The organism is Occultella glacieicola, assembly GCF_004353825.1.
Lineage (GTDB): Bacteria > Actinomycetota > Actinomycetes > Actinomycetales > Beutenbergiaceae > Occultella > Occultella glacieicola.
Genome location: NZ_SMNA01000001.1, coordinates 379873 through 397479, shown reverse-complemented (window position 1 = coordinate 397479; position 17607 = coordinate 379873). Strand labels below are relative to the sequence as shown.

At 72.2% G+C, this 17607-nt stretch carries 19 protein-coding genes; 9 read left to right on the top strand and 10 right to left on the bottom strand.

Translation table 11 applies throughout. The annotated features are described in order from the left end of the window. Positions 1 to 373 precede the first annotated feature (373 nt). From EXU48_RS01780 to EXU48_RS01765, 4 genes are all read right to left on the bottom strand, one after another. On the bottom strand, positions 374 to 1840 hold the full coding sequence (locus tag EXU48_RS01780; RefSeq protein WP_133105852.1) for a dihydrolipoamide acetyltransferase family protein: 1467 nt from the start codon (positions 1838 to 1840) through the stop codon (positions 374 to 376). 32 nt (positions 1841 to 1872) lie between these two features. Then, positions 1873 to 2889 carry an alpha-ketoacid dehydrogenase subunit beta gene (locus EXU48_RS01775; protein ID WP_133105851.1) on the bottom strand — a complete coding sequence of 339 codons (1017 nt, stop codon included), beginning with the start codon at positions 2887 to 2889 and terminating at the stop codon, positions 1873 to 1875. Beyond that, positions 2886 to 4049: a pyruvate dehydrogenase (acetyl-transferring) E1 component subunit alpha gene (gene pdhA / locus EXU48_RS01770; protein WP_133105850.1), complete on the bottom strand. Its 1164-nt coding sequence runs from the start codon at positions 4047 to 4049 to the stop codon at positions 2886 to 2888. The genes EXU48_RS01775 and pdhA overlap by 4 nt, the downstream gene beginning before the upstream one ends. Positions 4050 to 4227: 178 nt before the next feature. Then, positions 4228 to 5370 carry a histidinol-phosphate transaminase gene (locus EXU48_RS01765; RefSeq protein WP_133105849.1) on the bottom strand — a complete coding sequence of 381 codons (1143 nt, stop codon included), beginning with the start codon at positions 5368 to 5370 and terminating at the stop codon, positions 4228 to 4230. Between the two features lie 101 nt (positions 5371 to 5471). Here EXU48_RS01765 and EXU48_RS01760 point away from each other — a divergent pair, with 101 nt between their 5' ends. After that, positions 5472 to 5864, top strand: coding sequence for a phage holin family protein (locus EXU48_RS01760; protein ID WP_133105848.1), 393 nt, complete (start codon positions 5472 to 5474; stop codon positions 5862 to 5864). Positions 5865 to 5866: 2 nt separating this feature from the next. Here EXU48_RS01760 and EXU48_RS01755 read toward each other — a convergent pair whose 3' ends face one another. After that, positions 5867 to 7429: a hypothetical protein gene (locus EXU48_RS01755; RefSeq protein ID WP_133105847.1), complete on the bottom strand. Its 1563-nt coding sequence runs from the start codon at positions 7427 to 7429 to the stop codon at positions 5867 to 5869. Then, positions 7426 to 7728, bottom strand: a complete 303-nt coding sequence (locus EXU48_RS01750) for a hypothetical protein (protein WP_133105846.1) — start codon at positions 7726 to 7728, stop codon at positions 7426 to 7428. The genes EXU48_RS01755 and EXU48_RS01750 overlap by 4 nt, the downstream gene beginning before the upstream one ends. Between EXU48_RS01750 and EXU48_RS01745 the strand changes: the two genes are divergently transcribed. The 4 genes from EXU48_RS01745 to EXU48_RS01735 all read left to right on the top strand — a co-directional run bounded on the left by EXU48_RS01745 (position 7727) and on the right by EXU48_RS01735 (position 9908). Continuing rightward, positions 7727 to 8395 carry a DUF1016 N-terminal domain-containing protein gene (locus EXU48_RS01745; protein WP_235856779.1) on the top strand — a complete coding sequence of 223 codons (669 nt, stop codon included), beginning with the start codon at positions 7727 to 7729 and terminating at the stop codon, positions 8393 to 8395. The genes EXU48_RS01750 and EXU48_RS01745 overlap by 2 nt on opposite strands. Continuing rightward, on the top strand, positions 8395 to 8550 hold the full coding sequence (locus EXU48_RS24925; RefSeq protein WP_235856778.1) for a hypothetical protein: 156 nt from the start codon (positions 8395 to 8397) through the stop codon (positions 8548 to 8550). Before EXU48_RS01745 ends, EXU48_RS24925 begins: the two co-directional genes overlap by 1 nt. Positions 8551 to 8628: 78 nt before the next feature. Next, a complete protein-coding gene (locus EXU48_RS01740) occupies positions 8629 to 9114 on the top strand; it encodes a low molecular weight protein-tyrosine-phosphatase (RefSeq protein WP_133105845.1) in 486 nt (161 codons plus the stop codon). After that, on the top strand, positions 9111 to 9908 hold the full coding sequence (locus EXU48_RS01735; RefSeq protein ID WP_133105844.1) for a fructosamine kinase family protein: 798 nt from the start codon (positions 9111 to 9113) through the stop codon (positions 9906 to 9908). Before EXU48_RS01740 ends, EXU48_RS01735 begins: the two co-directional genes overlap by 4 nt. Positions 9909 to 9921: 13 nt before the next feature. Here EXU48_RS01735 and EXU48_RS01730 read toward each other — a convergent pair whose 3' ends face one another. Then, positions 9922 to 10356, bottom strand: coding sequence for an SRPBCC family protein (locus EXU48_RS01730; RefSeq protein ID WP_133105843.1), 435 nt, complete (start codon positions 10354 to 10356; stop codon positions 9922 to 9924). A gap of 47 nt (positions 10357 to 10403) precedes the next feature. Here EXU48_RS01730 and EXU48_RS24700 point away from each other — a divergent pair, with 47 nt between their 5' ends. Next, entirely contained in the window at positions 10404 to 11288 is an 885-nt protein-coding gene (locus tag EXU48_RS24700) for an AraC family transcriptional regulator (protein WP_133105842.1), read from the top strand. A gap of 59 nt (positions 11289 to 11347) precedes the next feature. Next, positions 11348 to 12793, top strand: a complete 1446-nt coding sequence (purB, locus tag EXU48_RS01720) for an adenylosuccinate lyase (RefSeq protein ID WP_133105841.1) — start codon at positions 11348 to 11350, stop codon at positions 12791 to 12793. Positions 12794 to 12806: 13 nt separating this feature from the next. Here the strand turns inward: purB and EXU48_RS25270 are convergent, their stop codons facing one another. Continuing rightward, positions 12807 to 13319: a TetR/AcrR family transcriptional regulator gene (locus EXU48_RS25270; RefSeq protein ID WP_133105840.1), complete on the bottom strand. Its 513-nt coding sequence runs from the start codon at positions 13317 to 13319 to the stop codon at positions 12807 to 12809. 84 nt (positions 13320 to 13403) lie between these two features. Between EXU48_RS25270 and EXU48_RS01710 the strand changes: the two genes are divergently transcribed. Beyond that, positions 13404 to 14984, top strand: coding sequence for an MFS transporter (locus EXU48_RS01710; protein WP_133105839.1), 1581 nt, complete (start codon positions 13404 to 13406; stop codon positions 14982 to 14984). Positions 14985 to 14996: 12 nt separating this feature from the next. Here EXU48_RS01710 and EXU48_RS01705 read toward each other — a convergent pair whose 3' ends face one another. Beyond that, complete coding sequence (locus EXU48_RS01705) at positions 14997 to 15920, bottom strand: Ppx/GppA phosphatase family protein (RefSeq protein WP_133105838.1); 924 nt, start codon at positions 15918 to 15920, stop codon at positions 14997 to 14999. A 43-nt stretch (positions 15921 to 15963) separates the two neighbouring features. Beyond that, positions 15964 to 17163 carry a DUF2330 domain-containing protein gene (locus EXU48_RS01700; protein WP_133105837.1) on the bottom strand — a complete coding sequence of 400 codons (1200 nt, stop codon included), beginning with the start codon at positions 17161 to 17163 and terminating at the stop codon, positions 15964 to 15966. A 141-nt stretch (positions 17164 to 17304) separates the two neighbouring features. On the opposite strand from EXU48_RS01700, the gene EXU48_RS01695 reads away from it, so the two are divergent. Next, positions 17305 to 17604: a metal-sensitive transcriptional regulator gene (locus EXU48_RS01695; protein ID WP_133105836.1), complete on the top strand. Its 300-nt coding sequence runs from the start codon at positions 17305 to 17307 to the stop codon at positions 17602 to 17604. Positions 17605 to 17607: the final 3 nt, after the last annotated feature.

The window sequence follows — 17607 nt, the reverse complement described above, 5'->3', positions numbered from 1 at the left end:
CGGCCCCTCCCACAACCACCGGACATGCGGGCGCGCATCCAGCGGTTCGCTAGATGACTGGCCTGAAACGATGCCATGCGGTGTACAGGCTGATGAGGTCCCGATGGTCCAGGCAGCGGCGCGGCAGGGAGCGTTGGAGCACCGCGGAACCCGCGATACGCCAGTACGCCTTGGGCGAGTTCGCCCACCGGATCGCGCTCAACGGTGGGATGCTCGCGCCTGCGCGTGATCCGGCGTTCAAGAACGTGGTCTAGCGACATATAGGCTGCTTCGAGACCTCGTGCCTGTCTGGGCGCTCGTTCTCCAGTCGTGAGGACTTCAACGCCCAGGTCGCTGACTGGCTGCCACGAGCGAACCAGCGACTCGATCCGGCTCAGCCCCAGATCAGCCCCTGGGCCGGGTCCGCCAGCGTGCGCGCGGTGTCCGCCAGGACCCGGGACCCGAGCTCGCCGTCGATGAGCCGGTGGTCCATCGACAGGGCGAGCTGGGTGACCCAGCGCGGCTTGATCTTGCCGTGGTGCACCCACGGGCGCTCGCTGATGGCCCCGAACGCCAGGATCGCCGACTCCCCCGGGTTCAGGATCGGGGTGCCGGTGTCGATCCCGAAGACCCCGACGTTGGTGATGGTGACCGTCCCGTCGCTCATCGCCGCGGGCGTGGTCCTCCCGGCCCTGGCCGTAGCGGTGAGGTCCCCGAGGGCCACCGCGAGCTCGTGCAGGTTCATCCGGTGCGCGTCCTTGATGTTCGGCACCACCAGCCCGCGCGGCGTGGACGCGGCTATCCCCAGGTTGATGTAGTGCTTGTAGACGATCTCCTGGGTCGCGTCGTCCCACGCCGCACTGATCGTCGGGTGCCTGCGGATCGCGAGGATCAGGGCCTTCGCCGCGATCAGCAGCGGCGTGACCCTGGTGTCGGCGAAGTCGCGGTCCTCCTTCAGGCGGGCCACGAGCTTCATCGTCTTCGTCACGTCCACGGTCTGGAAGACGGTGACGTGCGGCGCCGTGAACGCGGACGCGACCATGGCCTCCGCGGTCCGGGCCCGCACACTGCGCACCGGCACCCGGGTCTGGCGCCCGTCCGCGGACACCACCCCGCCGTCGAGCCAGGGCCGGTCGTCCGCGGGGTAGCTGGCCTGGCGCTCGGGTTCGGACCGCTCGGCCGCGGCCTCCACGTCGCCACGGGTGATGATGCCGCCGGGGCCCGTGCCCGGCACCCGGTTCAGGTCGATCCCGAGATCCTTGGCGAGCTTGCGGACCGGCGGCTTGGCGAGCACGGTCGACGACGGCGCAGCAGCTCCGGCGTCCACGCTCACCCCGGCCGTGGGGCGGCTCACGGGCGCAGGGCCCGACGGCGGCGCGGGGGTGGGCGCCGCGGGTGCGGGTGCCGGCTGGGGGGAGGGTGCGGCCTGGGAGGTCGGCGTCTCCGCCGGCTCGGCGGCCCGGCGGGGGCGGCGGGCCGCCGCCGCGTGCTTCGTGCCGTACCCGACCAGTACGTCGCCGCTCGTCTCGTCGTCGGCGACGGCATCGCCGTCGGCCGACCCACCGGAACCACTCGCGACGGCGGGCGAGGCGCCGTCGGGCTCCGCTTCGCCGTCGGGATCTGTGTCGATCACGACGATCGGCGTGCCCACCTCGACGGTCGCGCCGGACTCGACCAGGAGCCTGCTGACGACGCCCGCGTGCGGGCTCGGCAGCTCCACGAGCGACTTGGCCGTCTCGATCTCGACGAGCGCCTGGTTCACCGTCACGACGTCGCCGACGGCGACCTTCCAGGCCACGATGTCGGCCTCGGTCAGGCCCTCCCCCACGTCCGGGAGACGGAACTCGAGGTATTTCGGCATGGCTGAACTCCAGTTCTGCGCGGTCGCGCGGCTCAGTGCGCCAGAACGGCGTCGACGGCGTGCAGGACCCGGTCCAGGTTCGGCAGGTAGTCCTCCTCGATGTTGGCCACCGGGTACGGCGCGTGGAATCCACCCACCCGCAGCACCGGCGCCTCGAGGGAGTAGAAGCACTGCTCGGTGATCCGGGCCGCGATCTCGGCGCCGGCCCCGAAGAACACGGGGGCCTCGTGCGCCACCACCAACCGGTGGGTGCGGCGCACCGAGTCCGCGATCGTGTCGAAGTCGATCGGGGAGATCGAACGCAGGTCGATGACCTCGACGCTGTGCCCCTCCTGCTCGGCCACCGTCGCCGCGGCCATCGCGGTCGCGACCGTCGGCCCGTACGCGGCGATCGTCAGGTCGGTGCCCGGGCGCACCACGCGGGCCCGGTGCAGTCCGTTCCCGCCGCCGAGGTCGAGGACCTGGTCCGCCGCGGTCACGTCCACGTCCGCCTTGTCCCAGTACCGGGCCTTCGGTTCGAGGAAGAGCACCGGGTCCGGGGACGCGATGGCCTGCTGGATCATCGTGAACGCGTCCGCCGGGTTGGCCGGGCTGACCAGTCGCAGGCCCGCGGTGTGGGCGAAGAGCGCCTCGGGCGACTCGCTGTGGTGTTCCACGGCCCCGATGCCGCCGCCGTACGGGACCCGGATGACGACCGGCAGCTCGACGCGTCCGCGGGAGCGGTAGTGCAGTTTGGCCAGCTGGGTGGTGATCTGGTCGTAGGCGGGGAAGATGAAGCCGTCGAACTGGATCTCGCAGACCGGGCGGTAGCCGGCGAGTGCGAGGCCGATCGCGGTGCCGATGATGCCGGACTCGGCGAGCGGGGTATCGACCACCCGGGTGGTGCCGAAGTCCTTCTGCAGGCCATCGGTCACCCGGAACACCCCACCGAGGCGACCGATGTCCTCGCCCATGAGCAGGACCTTGTCGTCCCGCTCCATGGAGCGGCGCAGCCCGAGGTTGATGGCCTTCGCCATCGGGATCCGCTGGGTGCCGGTGTTCTCGCTCATCGCTGCGCTCCTTCCGTGGCGAAGCCTGCCTCGTACTCGGTGAACCAGGCTCGCTCGGACTCCACGAGGGTGTGCTCGGCGGCGTAGACGTGCTCGAACATCCGGGACGATTCCGCCTTGGGGATGGACCGGCAGTAGTCGCGGATCTGTTCTCCGTAGGCGTCGGCCTCGGCGTCCAGGGCGGTGAAGAACTCGGGCGCCGTACCCTCGGCGACCAGGTGCAGTCGGAGCCGGTCGATCGGGTCGCGGGTGCGCCAGTAGTCCTCCTCGGCCCGGCTGCGGTAGCGGGTCGGATCGTCGGAGGTCGTGTGCGCCCCCATCCGGTAGGTGACGGCCTCGATGAACGTGGGGCCACCCCCGCTGCGGGCGCGCTCGAGGGCCTCCTGGGTCACGGCGTAGCAGGCCAGCACGTCATTGCCGTCCACGCGCACGGCCGGCACGCCGAACCCGGAGCCCCGGCGAAACAGGGGGACCCGGCTCTGCCGCTCGGTGGGCTCGGAGATCGCCCAGTGGTTGTTCTGGCAGAAGAAGACCACCGGGGCGTCGTTGACGGCCGCGAAGACGAGCGCCTCGTTCACGTCCCCCTGGGAGGTGGCGCCGTCACCGAAGTAGGCGACCACGGCGCGGTCGCGGTCGGGGTCACCGGTGCCGACGTCACCGTCGCGCTGCACGCCCATGGCGAAGCCGGTCGCGTGCAGGGCGTGCGAGCCGATCACCAGGGTGTAGAGGGAGAAGTTGTGCTCGGCCGGGTCCCAGCCGCCGTGGTCCTCGCCACGGAACTGGTGCAGGACCTTGCGCAGGTCCAGGCCGCGGGTCCAGCCGACACCGTGCTCCCGGTAGGAGGGGAACACGTGGTCCTGGGCGGCGAGCGCCCGGCCGGAGCCGATCTGGGCGGCCTCCTGGCCGAGGCACTGGGGCCAGAGTCCGAGCTCGCCGTGCCGCTGCAGTGCGGTGGCCTCGGTGTCGAACCGGCGCACCAGGACCATGTCGCGGTAGAGGCCCTCGAGGGCCTCGGTGTCGAGGTGGGCGACTCGGGATGAATACGTCTGATGGTGCACGCGCTCGCCGGTGACGGTGAGCAACTGGATGAGGTCGTCATCCTGTGTGCCGACGTGGGGGGTCTCCCCGTGGATGTCGGACTGAATCACACCGAACTCCATTCGTGTGGATGTGTGGATCAATGGTTCGCGACGTGCAACCTACGCCAGCGTAGGCTACGGGACCGTAACTTGTGGGTTCGGACGATCCACCACGTCGCGGGGTCGTTTTTGTTGGATACCTCCAACTCTGCGTCGGTGAAGAGCTACCTGAGGTGCCCGGTCGGGGCGTGCTCGAAGTCTACTCGTCGCCCCTGCCCGTGCGCCGGTGCACCCACCGGGACGCGACGGCGAGTGCGATGTCGTTCGCCTCGGGCTCGCCGATCGAGATCCGCACCCCCTCGCCCGGGAACGGGCGCACGGTGATGCCGGACTGCACGGCGTCCTTGGCGAACAGGGAGCTGTGCTCGCCGAGCGGCAGCCAGTAGAAGTTGCCCTGGGGGTCGCCGACATCCCAGCCCTGGCTACGCAGCGCCGCCACGACCCGGTCCCGCTCGGCGACCAGTTCCGCCACTCGGGACTCGACCAGTGCCGTCTGCCCGAGGGCAGCCATGGCCGCCACCTGGCCGAGGTCGCTGACCCCGAACGGGGTGGACACCCGCCGCAGCACCCGCACCAGTCGTCGCCGAGCCAGGGCATAGCCGATCCGCAGGCCGGCCAGGCCGTAGGCGTTCGAGAAGGTCCGCAGCACCACCACGTTCTTGTGGACGGGCAACAAGGCGCGGGAGTCGATCGCATCTGCGGTGCGGTCGAACTGGACGTAGGACTCGTCCAGGATCACCATGACGTCGCTCGGCACCACCTCGAGGAAGGCGAGCAGGTCGGTGTGGGTGAGGGAGGCCCCGGTGGGGTCCGCAGGCGTGGCCACCACGATCACCCGGGTGCGGTCGGTGACGGCGACGGCCATCGCGGCCAGGTCGTGGCTGCCGTCCGGACTCAGGGGCACCGGCACGCCGACCGCCCCACTCGCCCGGGCCACGGCCGGGTAGGCCTCGAAGCACCGCCACGGGTGCACCACCTCGTCGCCGGGTGCGCACGTCGAGCGGATCAGCAGTTCGGCGAGCGCGACCGCCCCGTTGCCGATCAGCACCTGGTCCTCGACCACGCCGTGGTGGCTCGCGATCGCCCGCAGCAGCCGGGCGCCGTACACCTGGGGGTAGCGGTTCACGTCCTCGGCGGCGTCGTGGATGGCCGCGATCACCGCGGGCAGCGGCGGGAACGGCAGCTCGTTGGCGGAGAGCTTGAACACGGCTGCCGTGGCGCCGACGGCCCCGGGCACGTGCGCGGGCAGGTCCAGGAGTTCCTTGCGCAGTCGCACCGGCGGTGCCTCCGGGGGCGGCGCCGGGGCGTCGAAGGCGGGGGGTCCGGGGATGCGCGATGCCATTCGCCCAGCATGCCCGTGCGCGCGAACGGATGCACGCATCCCCCACGGCCGGGGCCACGTCGCACCTGCCATCCGGCGAGCGCGCATGGCAGGATCGAGGCATGAGCTTCGTCATCAGAGTGATCATCAACGGGATCGCCATCTGGCTGACCTCGTTGTGGCTGTCCGGGCTGGAACTGGCCACCGACGGCACGCCGCTCGGCACCCTGATCGTGGTGGCGGTGGTCGCGTTGGTCTTCACCCTCGTGAACGCGGTCGTCAAACCGATCGTGCAGGTCCTGTCGATCCCGTTCTACATCCTGACCCTCGGGCTCTTCCACCTGGTCGTGAACGCCCTGATGCTGATGCTCACCACGTGGCTGACCTCGTTCACGAACTACGGCCTCACGGTCGACGGGTTCTGGTCGGCGGTGCTGGCAGCCCTGGTGATCTCGATCATCGCGGTGATCCTGAGCGTCATCCTCCCCTCCGGGAAGAAGAAGCAGACCCGCTGACGTCACTCCCGCTCGATCTGGTAGTACCTCGAGGCCGCGGAGTCCGACGGCCCCCCGAGCACGTCCTGCGAGGCCGCGAGCCAGGCGCGCACGGCCGGGTCGGTCGAGGCGTCGATCATCTGCGCGGTGCGCACGTAGGCGGGGATGTCGTGCGCCTGCGCGACCGAGGTCACCGTTCGATCCGCCGGATCGGGTGAGGCGGCCAGGTCCCGGATCACCGTGGTCCGGCCGGACTGGCCCGGGTTGGCGGTGTTCTCCAACCCCGACGTGAGGTCATCGACGTGCTCGATGTTGAGCACCGCCACGTCGCCGGGGGTGTCGATGTGGCCCACCGGCCCGCCGACGGTGATCACGGACCGGACCTCGAACCGCTCGGTGAACGCCGGGTCCTCGGCGAGCCGCATCGTCGTCATCGCACCTTGGGAGTGGCCTACGAGCAGCACCGGCTCGTCCGGTGGGATGCCCGCCTGCTCCATGGCCTGGATCACGCCGTCCTCCACGGCGGTGTCCATCGCGGCGAAGGCCTGGAGGTTCGTGCCCCAGTCGAACGGGTTACCGCGGTTGTTGATCGGGTTGTCCGGCTGCCGCAGGACCAACCCCGGCGCGGGCATCGAGACTGCCCAGCCGGGATGCGGGGGCCCGAACGCGGGCTCGGGCAGCGCCAGCTCGGGGACCAGTTCGGTCTGGGTGCCGGGCACCAGGACCTGCCAGGACACCGCTCCGTCCGGCCCGACGACGCGGTCGATCCGGATCGCGGCCTCCGGGCCGCCGTGGCGGGGATACAGCCCGTACAGGCTGCCGATAGCCCCGGCGACCCCGGTCGGCGCCGGTCCCGTGGACGTGGCGGGCGATCCGGTGGGCACCGCGCCCGGTGGGTCGACCTGGTGGACGCGGGCCGTGGCACCGATGGTCAGACCGACGGTGAGCGCGGGAGCGAGCAGCCCGGCGAGCACCACAGTCGAGGAGTCGGGACGTTCCGTGCCAACCCAGGACACGCCCAACATCCCGGTCAGGGTTCCGGCCCATGACTCAAGGGCGGCGCCGAACTGGGCGTCGGTCGGTGTCAGTTGCCCGCGCGCGAGCGCCCCGGCGAACGCGACGCCCAGCATCGTCAGCGGCCGCAACATACCGATCGGGTCCCACGGCAGTCCCAGGGCAGGCGGCGCCGTCACGGTGAGACCCCGGGTGAACCCCGCTCGCGCCTCCGCCTCGGCCCGCTCGTAGTCGGTCGCCGCCGCGCGCAGCGCCGCCGCGATCGCGTCCGCATCCGAGATGACCGCACTGATCGAGAGCAGCACCTCCCAGCACCGGGCGATCGCCGGCCCGGCGGAGCCGGCGTCCAGGACGGCGGTCTCCTGCAGGATCGCCAGAGCCCGCCGGAGCAGGGCCCGGCCGCGCTCCACCTGCGCCGAACCACGGTCGACGGCGGCGGCCAGGTCCCGCAGTTCCGCCGGGTCCGCGGCCAGTGGCGTGCCGTAGACGACGAGTTGCGCGGCGGCGGAGTTCGCGGCGGCGCTGGAGGGCGCGCCGTCGGGCACCATCGCCACCCCGGGAGCGCCGCTCATCGCGGGGTCATGGCGGGGCCGGCGAGCGCCGCCCGGACCGCGGCGCTCTGGTTCTCGTGGACCCGGGCCGCCGCGGCCGCACCGTCGAGCGTCCCGGCGAGCCGGTCGGCGGCCGAGGTCAGCGCGTCGATCCGGCGCCGGTAGGCAAGGGCGGCCGGGGACTCCCAGTGCTCCGGCAGCACGGCGGCGTAAGCGGCCCGGCCGAGGCGGATCTGCTCGGCGGCCGCGGCCAGGAGGGCGGACGCGGCGCCGCCGGGCAGTCCGGGCGAGGCAAACATGGGCGAGGGTGAGGCTCTCATGGCCACGACGCTAGGCACCCGCTCCCGCCCCCAATGCGTGGGTGCCGGCACCGGTGCACCCGACTGCACCGCCTCCTGCCCTGTGGACTACAAGAACCTTCCCGACGACTACCCACGACTGCTCGACGACCTGAAGCGAACCGTCGCCGAGGCGCGCTGGCGGGCACAGCGGGTGGTGAACACCGAACTCGTCGGCCTGTACGGGCGGCTCGGCCGGACGATTCTGGAGAGGCAGGGCGTCGAAGGCTGGAGCACACGTGTCATCGCTCGACTCTCCACCGACCTGCGGGAAGAATTTCCGCAGATGCGCGGCCTCTCCCAGCGCAACCTCGTCTACATGCGCACGTTCGCGAACACCTGGCCCGACGAGGTCGCGCAACAGCCTGTTGCGCAGTTGCCCTGGGGCCACATCACCGTGCTCCTGGACAAGCTCGATGAGACGTCCGAGCGGGACTGGTACGCCACGGCCGCAGTCGAGCACGGCTGGTCCCGCAACGTCTTGCTGAACCAGATCATGAACCGCCTGCACACCCGCACCGGGCGGCGCCGTCGAACTTCCCGGCCCGCCTGCCGGCCGCGGACTCCGAGCTCGCCCAACAGCTCACCCGCGACCCGTACGTGCTGGACTTCCTCGACCTCACGGGTCCCGTCGCCGAGCAAGCGCTGATGACCCGCCTGCAGGACTTCCTGCTCGACGAGACCCTTCCCCGAGGCCTTCGCGAGGCGATCCCCAGCGAGGCCGACCTCTCCTCGGCCGCCGACGCCGCCTACGACGACCTCCGCGCCGCCCACGACCAGGACCAACCCGGCCGGCCCGGCTGACGGCGTCGGTCGGCGCAACCTGTCGCCATGGCCCGTGCCTGGGTGCGGTCGGTCGCCGCCATGGCCACAATGGCTGGCATGGCCGACCTCTTCACGATCGCCGTCGTGTGCACCGGGAACATCTGCCGCTCCCCGATCGGCGAGGTGGTGATCCGGGACGCGATCGCCGACGCCGGACTCACCGACGCCGTCCGGGTGTTCTCCGCCGGCACCGGGGACTGGCACCTCGGTGAGGACGCGGACCACCGAGCCCTCTCCGTGCTGACCGAGAACGGGCACACGCTCACCGACCACCGCGCCCGCCGTTTCGCGCCACCGGACTTCGCCGACGCGGACCTGATCCTGGCCCTGGACCAGAGCCACGTCGACGCCCTGCGCCGGCTCACCCCGGACCCCGCCGCGCAGGAGAAGGTCCGCCTGTTGCGCAGCTTCGACGCCGACCGCGAGGACGACGAGGTGGCCGACCCCTACTACGGCGACCGCCGCGACTTCGAGGTCAGCTACGCCCAGATCAGCGCCGCTGCGCCGGGTGTCGTCGCGCACGTGCGCGAACGGCTCGCGTGAGCTGGCGCAAGACCCGGTTCCCGGATCCGGACGCCGCGGTCGCCGAGGCCGACGGCCTGCGCTGGCTGGCGCAGGTTCCCGACGGCGCCCGGGTGGTCCGGGTGCACGGCGTGCGGCCCGGGGTGCTCGAGTTGGAGTCGGTCCGGTCCGGGCCGGCCTCCGCCGCCGCGGCCCGCGCGTTCGGCGCCGCACTGGCCCGCACCCACGCCGCCGGCGCCGACCATGTCGGTCAGGTGCCGGGCCGCACCGCCGGCTTCATGGCCCAGGGGCCGATGCCCGGACCGAGCGCCCCGGGCCTGCGCTGGGGCGAGTTCTACGCGACTACACGCGTGCTGCCGTTCCTGCGCACCGCCGTCGAGCAGGGCTCGATCACTCCCGACGGCGCTGCGAGGGTCGAGGCGGTCGCCGCCCGGCTCGTGGCCGGTGACCTCGAGCACGACCAGCCGGCCCTCGTGCGCGAGCGCGCGGGCGCGGGTGGGCACGCCGTCGCCCGCCTGCACGGCGACCTGTGGAACGGCAACGTGCTCTGGGATGCCGACTCGGGTGGTGAGGCCGTGCTGATCGACGCGACCGCACACGGCGGGCACGCCGAGACCGACCTGGCCATGCTCGACCTGTTCGGGGCACCGTTCCTGGACGAGATCCTCGACGGCTACCAGGAGGTCTCCCCGCTCGCCGACGGCTGGCCGGACCGGGTCGCGCTGCACCACCTGAATCCGTTGCTGGTGCACACGGTGCTGTTCGGCAGCGCCTACGCCGACGCCGCCGTCCGGGCCGCCGACGCGTACGTGTGAGTGCTGGGCCGGCTCAGGCGGCGTTGTCGTTGGTCGTGAGCAGGTGTGCCAACGCCTCGAGCTGACCGCCGTCGGCGTTCGCGATCGACCTGCGGATCACCGGACCGAAGGCCTTCATCGGCCCCCTGGCCGTGACGTCGGCGACGAGGTGGACCTCGGTGCCGCCGTCGCGATCGGTCAACGTGTAGGTGTAGACGGCGTGCACGCCGGGGCCGTCGCTCGCGAGCGCGATCATCCGGCCGGGTTCGAGCGCCTCGACCGTCGAGGTGCGCTCGGTGTTCTGCGCACGGAACCTCAACACGCTCCCCACCGCCAGCGTGGCGTCGTCCAGGCGCATGTCCGTCGCCTCGGTCATCCACTCGTGGGCACGGGTGAAGTCGGTGAGGAGGTCCCATACTCGGTCCCGCGGGGCTCGGATCAGCACCCGCGTGTCGATGGCTGCGGTCATGTGGCAACGGTAGGCGCCGGCGCGGCGGATGGGCTTGGATATTCTTCATGCCTCCCGAGCCGGAGCCGGCCTCAGCATTCGTCGAGCGAGCAGCGCCCGCAGATCTGGCGGGGGTCCTCACGGGCCTGTGGTTCGTGCGGACCGTGGCACCGACCCGGTTCGAGCGGATCCTGCCGGCCACGGACGTGCCGTTCATCGTGCCGCTGACGGTGCAGCCCTACGGCGTCCGCCGGGCCGATGGCTGGCATCTGCTCCGTGGCCCGTTCGTCGCCGGGCTCACCGATGAGGCCACGATCAGTTCGAACGGTGGACTGGTCGCGAACGTCGGTGCGCGGCTGCGCCCGGACGCCCTGCGGGCGGTCGGCCTGGATCCCCAGCGGCTGGCCGGTGGGGTGCATGAGGTCGACGGCTTCCCGGGCCTGCGCCGGCTCCGGCCGGATGTCGACCCCGGTACCGCCCTCGACGCGGTGGTCGCGGGTCTGCGGGACCGGCTCGAGGTGGCCTGGCGCCCCGATCCCGTCGTTCGGACGGCCCTGGCGTCGTTCGGCGCCGATCCGCAGCCGCGAGTGGGCGACGTGGCGACGCGGGCGGGCGTCTCGGCACCGGCACTCGTGGCCCGGTTCCGCCGCGCGTGCGGCGTCACCCCGAAGGCCTTCGCCGACCTGCAGCGGCTGCACGGGCTGCTCGAGCGACTGACCGCGGCCGCCCTCGCCGCCGGCGCCGGGCAGGTGGGCGACGGCGGCGACACGCCCGTCCCCGGGGTCATCTGGAGCGAGCTCGCCGCGGCCGCCGGCTACTACGACCAGTCGCATCTGACCCGTGCGTTCCATCGCTTCGTCGGCCTCACCCCGACCGCCTACTTCGACCGCGTGCGCCGGTACGGCCTGGAGACGGCGCGGTTCGTGCCCGAGCAGGACGTGAGCCCGGACTGACCGGCGCCGACGCGCGAGACGCTGCCGGCCCGTTCACCGGGCTCTGGAAGAATGACGCCATGCCCTCACGCCCTCGCACCGACCTCGCCGACCTGGCCGCCATCACCCCGCCGATCGCGCTGGGCCCGCTCGACGGGCGTTACCGCCCCGTGGTCGCCCCTCTCGTGGACCACCTCTCCGAGGCGGCCCTGAATCGGTCCCGGCTGCACGTCGAGGTCGAGTGGCTGATCCACCTGACCACCGGCGTGGTGCTGCCGGGAGCGCCGAGCCTGTCGACGGCGGAGGTCGCCTACCTGCGCGACGTCGTGGCCACGTTCGGTTCCGCCGAGATCGCCGAACTGGCCGAGATCGAGCGGGAGACCCTGCACGACGTCAAGGCGGTGGAGTACTTCCTCAAGCGGCGGCTCGCCGCCGCCCCCGAGGCGCTCGGTGAGACCGTCCTTCCGGACGTGACCGAGATCGTGCACATCTTCTGCACGAGCGAGGACATCAACAACCTGGCCTACGCCCTCACGGTGCGCTCCGCCGTCGGGCAGGCGTGGCTGCCGGCCGCGCACACGGTCGCCGATGCCGTCGCGGACCTGGCCCGCGCGAACGCCGCGGTGCCGATGCTGGCTCGCACGCATGGCCAGCCGGCCACGCCGGTGACTCTCGGCAAGGAGCTGGCCGTGCTCGCGCACCGGCTGCGGCGGCAGCTGAGTCGGGTCGAGGGCGCCGAGTTCCTCGGCAAGATCAACGGCGCCACCGGCACCTACGGCGCCCACGCGATCTCGGTACCCGGCGCGGACTGGGAGGCGGTGGCCCGGGAGTTCGTGACCGGTCTCGGCCTCACCTGGAACCCGCTCACCACCCAGATCGAGAGCCACGACTGGCAGGCCGAGCTGTACGCGGACGTGGCCCGGTTCAACCGGGTGCTGCACAACCTGGCCACCGACGTGTGGACCTACATCTCCCTCGGGTACTTCAAGCAGCGGCTGTCCGCGCAGGGGTCCACCGGGTCCTCGACGATGCCGCACAAGGTGAACCCGATCCGTTTCGAGAACGCGGAGGCGAACCTGGAGGTCTCCTGCGCGCTGCTGGACACTCTCGCCTCCACCCTGGTGACCTCCCGGCTGCAGCGCGACCTGACCGACTCCACCACCCAGCGCAACATCGGCGTCGCGTTCGGGCACTCGCTGCTCGCGCTGGACAACGTGCGCCGCGGTCTGGCCGGGCTGGACGTGGACGCCGAGGCGATGGCCCGGGACCTGGACGGCAACTGGGAGGTGCTCGGGGAGGCGGTGCAGTCCGCGATGCGTGCGGCAGCCGTGGCCGGTGCCGAGGGCATGGCCGACCCGTACGAGCGGCTCAAGGAGCTGACCCGCGGGCGCCGGGTTGACCGGGCCGCGATGCGCGAGTTCATCGGTGGGCTCGGGCTGCCGGGCGATGTCGAGGCTCGGCTGCTGGACCTGACCCCGGGCTCCTACACCGGCCTCGCGCAGCGGCTGGTCGCGCACCTGGACTGAGTCGCCGGGGCGGTCAGTGCGGCTCGACCTCGCCGAGCAGCCGCGCGATCACGGCGTCGTCATGCGGGCTGGCCGGGGCGGAGATCAGGGCGTTCAGGTAGAGCCCGTCCCCCACGAGCTGGATCAGGCGTGCCGTCACGGGGTCGGCGATGTGCGGGCGGACCTGCTCGAACCACTGCTCGCTCGCGGCGGAGAGCGCCGCGGGCACGTCGACGCCGGGGGCACCGACGAGTCGTAGTGCGGCCAGCAGGGTGGTGCTGAACGCGTCGTCGGCGACCATGGACAGGCGCAGGTACTCGGTGATGGCGCCGCGGGCATCGGTCGCGGGCGCAGGGTCCTGCGAGGAGTCGGTGAGCCGGCCGAGCAGGCCCTCGAACAGCGCCTCCTTGCTCCCGAAGTGGTAGAGCAGCCCGCCCTTGGAGACCCCCGCCCCCTCCGCGACGTGTTCGAGGGTCGCCGCGGCGGGCCCCTCCTCGATCAGGACCCGCTCGAGCGCGTCGACGATGCGCTCCCTGGCTGTGGACATGATCACAGTGTATCGCCAGGTAAACCGTCCAGACGGTACAGTAACTCCGAACCCCGATCCTGATACTCCGAAGGAACCACCGCGATGGACACGACCCCGGTCATCTCGCCCAAGCGGCGCTGGCTGGCCCTGGCCGCGCTCATGCTCCCGGTGCTGCTCGTCAGCATCGACAACACCGTGCTCTCGTTCGCCGTGCCGGCGCTCAGCCGGGACCTGCAGCCGAGCGCCACCCAGCTGCTCTGGATCGTGGACATCTACCCGCTGGTGCTCGCGGGACTGCTCGTCACGATGGGGACCCTGGGCGACCGGCTCGGCCGGCGCCGGCTGCTGCTGATCGGCGCCACCGGCTTCGGCCTGGTCAGCATCTGGGCCGCATTCAGCGCCGACGCCACGCACCTGATCGCGGCCCGCGCCGCGATGGGGGTCTTCGGTGCGACGCTGATGCCCGCCACGCTCGCGCTGCTGCGGAACGTGTTCACCGACGACGGCGAGCGCCGGTTCGCGATCGCGGTGTGGGCCGCCGGGTTCTCCGGCGGGGCGGCGCTCGGCCCGATCGTGGGCGGCTGGCTGCTCGAACACTTCTGGTGGGGCTCGGTGTTCCTGCTCAACGTGCCGGTGCTGGTGATCTTCCTGATCGCGGCGCCACTGCTGGTGCCGGAGTCGCGCGGGTCCCGCGTGGGCCGCTTCGACCTGGTGAGCGTGGCCCTGTCGATCCTGACGATGGTGCCGCTCGTGTACGCGGTCAAGACCGTCGCGCACGACGGTCTGGTCCCGCTCGCCCTGGTGCCGGCGGTCGTCGCGGTGACCGCCGGCGGCCTGTTCGTGCGTCGGCAACTGCGCCGAGCCGACCCGCTGCTGGACGTGCGGCTGTTCCAGCGGCCCGTGTTCGCGGCGTCGGTGGTGGCGAACCTGGTCGCCGCCCTGGCCATGGCCGGGCTGCTGTTCCTCCTCGCCCAGTACCTGCAACTGGTGCTCGGGCTGAGCCCGATGGTCGCCGGCCTGTGGCTGCTGCCGGGCCTGGTGGCCACGGTGGGCATGGGGTTGCTGGCCGCCGCCGTCGCCGAACGGGCGCCGCTGCATGTGCTCGTGCCGCTCGGCATCGCCGTCTCGGGCGCCGGCTACCTGCTCGGAACCACCCTCACCGGCCACACCGGGATCGGGATCCTGGTGGCGATCTTCGTCCTGGTCGGCGCCGGGGCCGGGTTCACCGAGACCCTCACCAACGACGCGATCCTCGCGGCGGTGCCCCCGCAGCGGGCCGGCGCGGCGTCGAGCATCTCCGAGACCGCATACGAGCTGGGTTCGGCGTTCGGGGTCGCGATCCTGGGTAGCCTCGCCTCGGCGATGTACCGCGCCCGGGTCGAGGTGCCCGCCGCCCTGGCCGGTGCCGACCGGACCGCGGCCACCGAGACGCTCGGCGGCGCCGTCGAGGTCGCGGGGGCCCAGTCCGACCCGTCGGTGGGTGCGGCACTGCTCTCCTCCGCCCGGGAGGCGTTCGCCTCCGGCATGGCGACGACGGCGGTCGCGGGCGTCGTGCTCTCGGCGCTCACCGCCGTCGGGGTCGGCCTGGTGCTGCGCCGGGCCGCAGGGACAGCAGGGACAGCAGGGACAGCACGGCCCTCCGACGCCACCGCGGCGGAGTCGGAGCCGGTCGGCGCGCGCTGACCCGGTGTTACCTCAGACCTGGTCGAGCCGCCGGAGCAGCGCACCCTCGCGCAGCGCCCACGGGCAGACCTCGACGATCTCCACCCGCAGGGCACGCAGGAGCTCCTCGGCCACCACGGCCCCGGCGACGATCTGGTAGGTCCGCTCGGGGGTGATGCCGGGCAGTTCCATGCGCTGCTCGGCGGGGATCCGGGCCAGCCGCGGCACCCAGTCCGAGAGCAGCGAGGTGCTCATCCGCCAGCGCTGGTCCGGGCCGACGCCGTCCACGGCCATGCCGGCCAGGCGGGCGAGCGAGCGGAACGTCTTCGACGTGGCCACGACATGGTCCGGGCGGGGCTCGGCCCGAACCCGCGCCACAAGCGGCTCGAGCTCGGCCCGGACCACGGCACGCAGGTGCTTGACCTCCTCCGGTAACGGGGGGTCGTGACGCAGGTGGGTGCGGGTCAGCCGGCCCGCGCCGAGCGGCAGCGACGCGGCGAGGTCCGGCACTTCGTCCACGCCGAGAGCGACCTCGAGCGAGCCGCCACCGATGTCCAGGACGAGCAGCCGCCCCGCGGCCCAGCCGAGCCAGCGGCGGGCCGCCAGGAACGTCAGGGCCGCCTCCTGTTCGCCGGAGAGCACCTGGACGTCGCCGTCGAGGCGGGCGCGGATCCGGGCGAGCACGGACTCCCCGTTCGAGGCCTCCCGCACGGCGGAGGTCACCATCGTGAGCACCTCGTCGACGCGCTGTTCGCGGGCACGCAGGACCGCGCCGTCGACCGCCTCGAGCAGCGCCGTGATCCCCTCCTCGCTGATGGCACCCTCGTCGGTGAGGTACTGCATCAGCCGCAGCGTGACCCGCTCGTCCAGGTCCGGGTTCGGATGGGCGCCGCGGACCACGTCGACCACCACGAGGTGCACCGTGTTGGAACCGATGTCGAGGACGCCGAGCCGCACCGGGCGAGTCTACTCGGCGGCTTCCCCGGACGACCGAGGCGGGTCAGAGGGTGCTGGAGTGCCGGCGCTCGGCGCCGCCGACGCCGGCCGGGTGCGGGTGGCGCGGCTCGGTCGCGGTCGCCGCTGCCGGGCCGGAGCCGCGGGGTGCCGCCGCGCGGCGCCGGGCTCGCCGGCTCACCGCGCGCCCGCCGAGGAGCAGGGCGAGCGCAACCGCGACCAGCCCGAGGAAGGTGAGCACCGGGCCGGCCGGCATTCCGAGGATCTCCCGCATCCGGGTCTCGTGGACGACCTCGCGATAGTCACCGGTCTGCGTGGACGCCGAGAACGTGAAGTCGGAGACGATCTCGCTGCCCGGCTCGTGGAACCACTGGTCCATCACGGTCAGGTACGGCGTGGTACCCGCGATGTCGGCGAGCGTGGGGTTCTCGACCTCCGCCGGATCGACGGGGCCCGCGAACCGGAGGTCGACCGGGGCGGTGCCATTGCTGGCGTCCGTGCGGGCCATCCGGCGGTCGGCGAACACGTAGGTCCGCACGAACTGGTCGGTCGCGGCGGCGGCGGAGAGCCGCATCGGGTAGATCAGGGACTCCGACGGGAAGGTCAGGTCCACCGGCTGCAGTTCACCGGTCAGATCGGCCGCGTCCGTGGTCAGCCGCATGGCCACGTAGTACCAGCCCTCGGTGATGTAGGGCCGCAACGCGGTGGCGAGACCGTCCTGCATCACGTAGCCATGCTCGTCGAGCCACTGCGCCAGGCCGTCCGCGTCATCGGCGGCGAGCACGCTGGCCTCGAGCGGCCCGAGGTCGACCGTCTCCAGGACATCCACACCGAGCGAGGGCGGCGCCCCTTCGGGCGCGCCACCGGCCCCGTCGCCGAGCTCGACGTCGGGCCACCAGGTGTAGTCGACCTCGACCTCGGGTGCGATCACCTCGAGGAGCTCGTCGAACATCTCGGCATCCCCGAGGGCGACCTCCGCCGGAGCCGGGGTGGGGATCAGCAGGGCCGCGTCGGGGGCGTCGGTGAGGACGTCCATCTCGAGCAGGATCCGCTCGGTCTCGCCGTCCCACGCGATCGTGGCGACCTCGCGGTTCACGGCCACCTCGTACCCGTCGGCTGCCACATACCCGCCGCAGGCGCAGGCCTGCGCCGGCGTGGGGAGCACCACGGCGCCGAGCGCGGCGACGGCGGCGGCGGCCGTCAGGGCCAGGCCGCGGCGCAGTCGGGAAGTGCGGTCGGAGGTCATGGCTCTCACGGTATGGGCCGGACCCGTCGCGAACTCCGGTCGATATCGGATCGATATCCGCAGGGCCCGGATCGTGACCGTTCCGTTGTCGAGTGACCACACTCTGGTCACGACGATACCCTCTAGGGGTATGATCGTGGGATGAACGAGCACGGACACGACCACGGGTACGTCGCAGACAAGGAGGCGTACCTGAAGCGGCTGCGCCGGATCGAGGGCCAGGTGCGCGGCATCGCGAAGATGGTCGAGAACGACACCTACTGCATCGACATCCTGACCCAGGTCTCCGCCGTCACCAAGGCCCTGCAGGCCGTGAGCCTCGGCCTGTTGGACGACCACCTCGCCAGTTGCGTGGTCGACGCCGCCCGATCCTCGACCGACGAGGGCGAGGAGAAGGTCCGCGAGGCCTCCGCCGCGATCGCCCGGCTCGTGCGTTCCTGAGCG

Bases quoted from the DNA above. Each gene is read 5' to 3' on its own strand.
- EXU48_RS01780 (WP_133105852.1), bottom strand. From the start codon at position 1,840: ATGCCGAAATACCTCGAGTTCCGTCTCCCGGACGTGGGGGAGGGCCTG.
- EXU48_RS01775 (WP_133105851.1), bottom strand. From the start codon at position 2,889: ATGAGCGAGAACACCGGCACCCAGCGGATCCCGATGGCGAAGGCCATC.
- pdhA (WP_133105850.1), bottom strand. From the start codon at position 4,049: ATGGAGTTCGGTGTGATTCAGTCCGACATCCACGGGGAGACCCCCCAC.
- EXU48_RS01765 (WP_133105849.1), bottom strand. From the start codon at position 5,370: ATGGCATCGCGCATCCCCGGACCCCCCGCCTTCGACGCCCCGGCGCCG.
- EXU48_RS01760 (WP_133105848.1), top strand. From the start codon at position 5,472: ATGAGCTTCGTCATCAGAGTGATCATCAACGGGATCGCCATCTGGCTG.
- EXU48_RS01755 (WP_133105847.1), bottom strand. From the start codon at position 7,429: ATGAGCGGCGCTCCCGGGGTGGCGATGGTGCCCGACGGCGCGCCCTCC.
- EXU48_RS01745 (WP_235856779.1), top strand. From the start codon at position 7,727: ATGGCCACGACGCTAGGCACCCGCTCCCGCCCCCAATGCGTGGGTGCC.
- EXU48_RS01750 (WP_133105846.1), bottom strand. From the start codon at position 7,728: ATGAGAGCCTCACCCTCGCCCATGTTTGCCTCGCCCGGACTGCCCGGC.
- EXU48_RS24925 (WP_235856778.1), top strand. From the start codon at position 8,395: ATGACCCGCCTGCAGGACTTCCTGCTCGACGAGACCCTTCCCCGAGGC.
- EXU48_RS01740 (WP_133105845.1), top strand. From the start codon at position 8,629: ATGGCCGACCTCTTCACGATCGCCGTCGTGTGCACCGGGAACATCTGC.
- EXU48_RS01730 (WP_133105843.1), bottom strand. From the start codon at position 10,356: ATGACCGCAGCCATCGACACGCGGGTGCTGATCCGAGCCCCGCGGGAC.
- EXU48_RS24700 (WP_133105842.1), top strand. From the start codon at position 10,404: ATGCCTCCCGAGCCGGAGCCGGCCTCAGCATTCGTCGAGCGAGCAGCG.
- purB (WP_133105841.1), top strand. From the start codon at position 11,348: ATGCCCTCACGCCCTCGCACCGACCTCGCCGACCTGGCCGCCATCACC.
- EXU48_RS25270 (WP_133105840.1), bottom strand. From the start codon at position 13,319: ATGTCCACAGCCAGGGAGCGCATCGTCGACGCGCTCGAGCGGGTCCTG.
- EXU48_RS01710 (WP_133105839.1), top strand. From the start codon at position 13,404: ATGGACACGACCCCGGTCATCTCGCCCAAGCGGCGCTGGCTGGCCCTG.
- EXU48_RS01700 (WP_133105837.1), bottom strand. From the start codon at position 17,163: ATGACCTCCGACCGCACTTCCCGACTGCGCCGCGGCCTGGCCCTGACG.
- EXU48_RS01695 (WP_133105836.1), top strand. From the start codon at position 17,305: ATGAACGAGCACGGACACGACCACGGGTACGTCGCAGACAAGGAGGCG.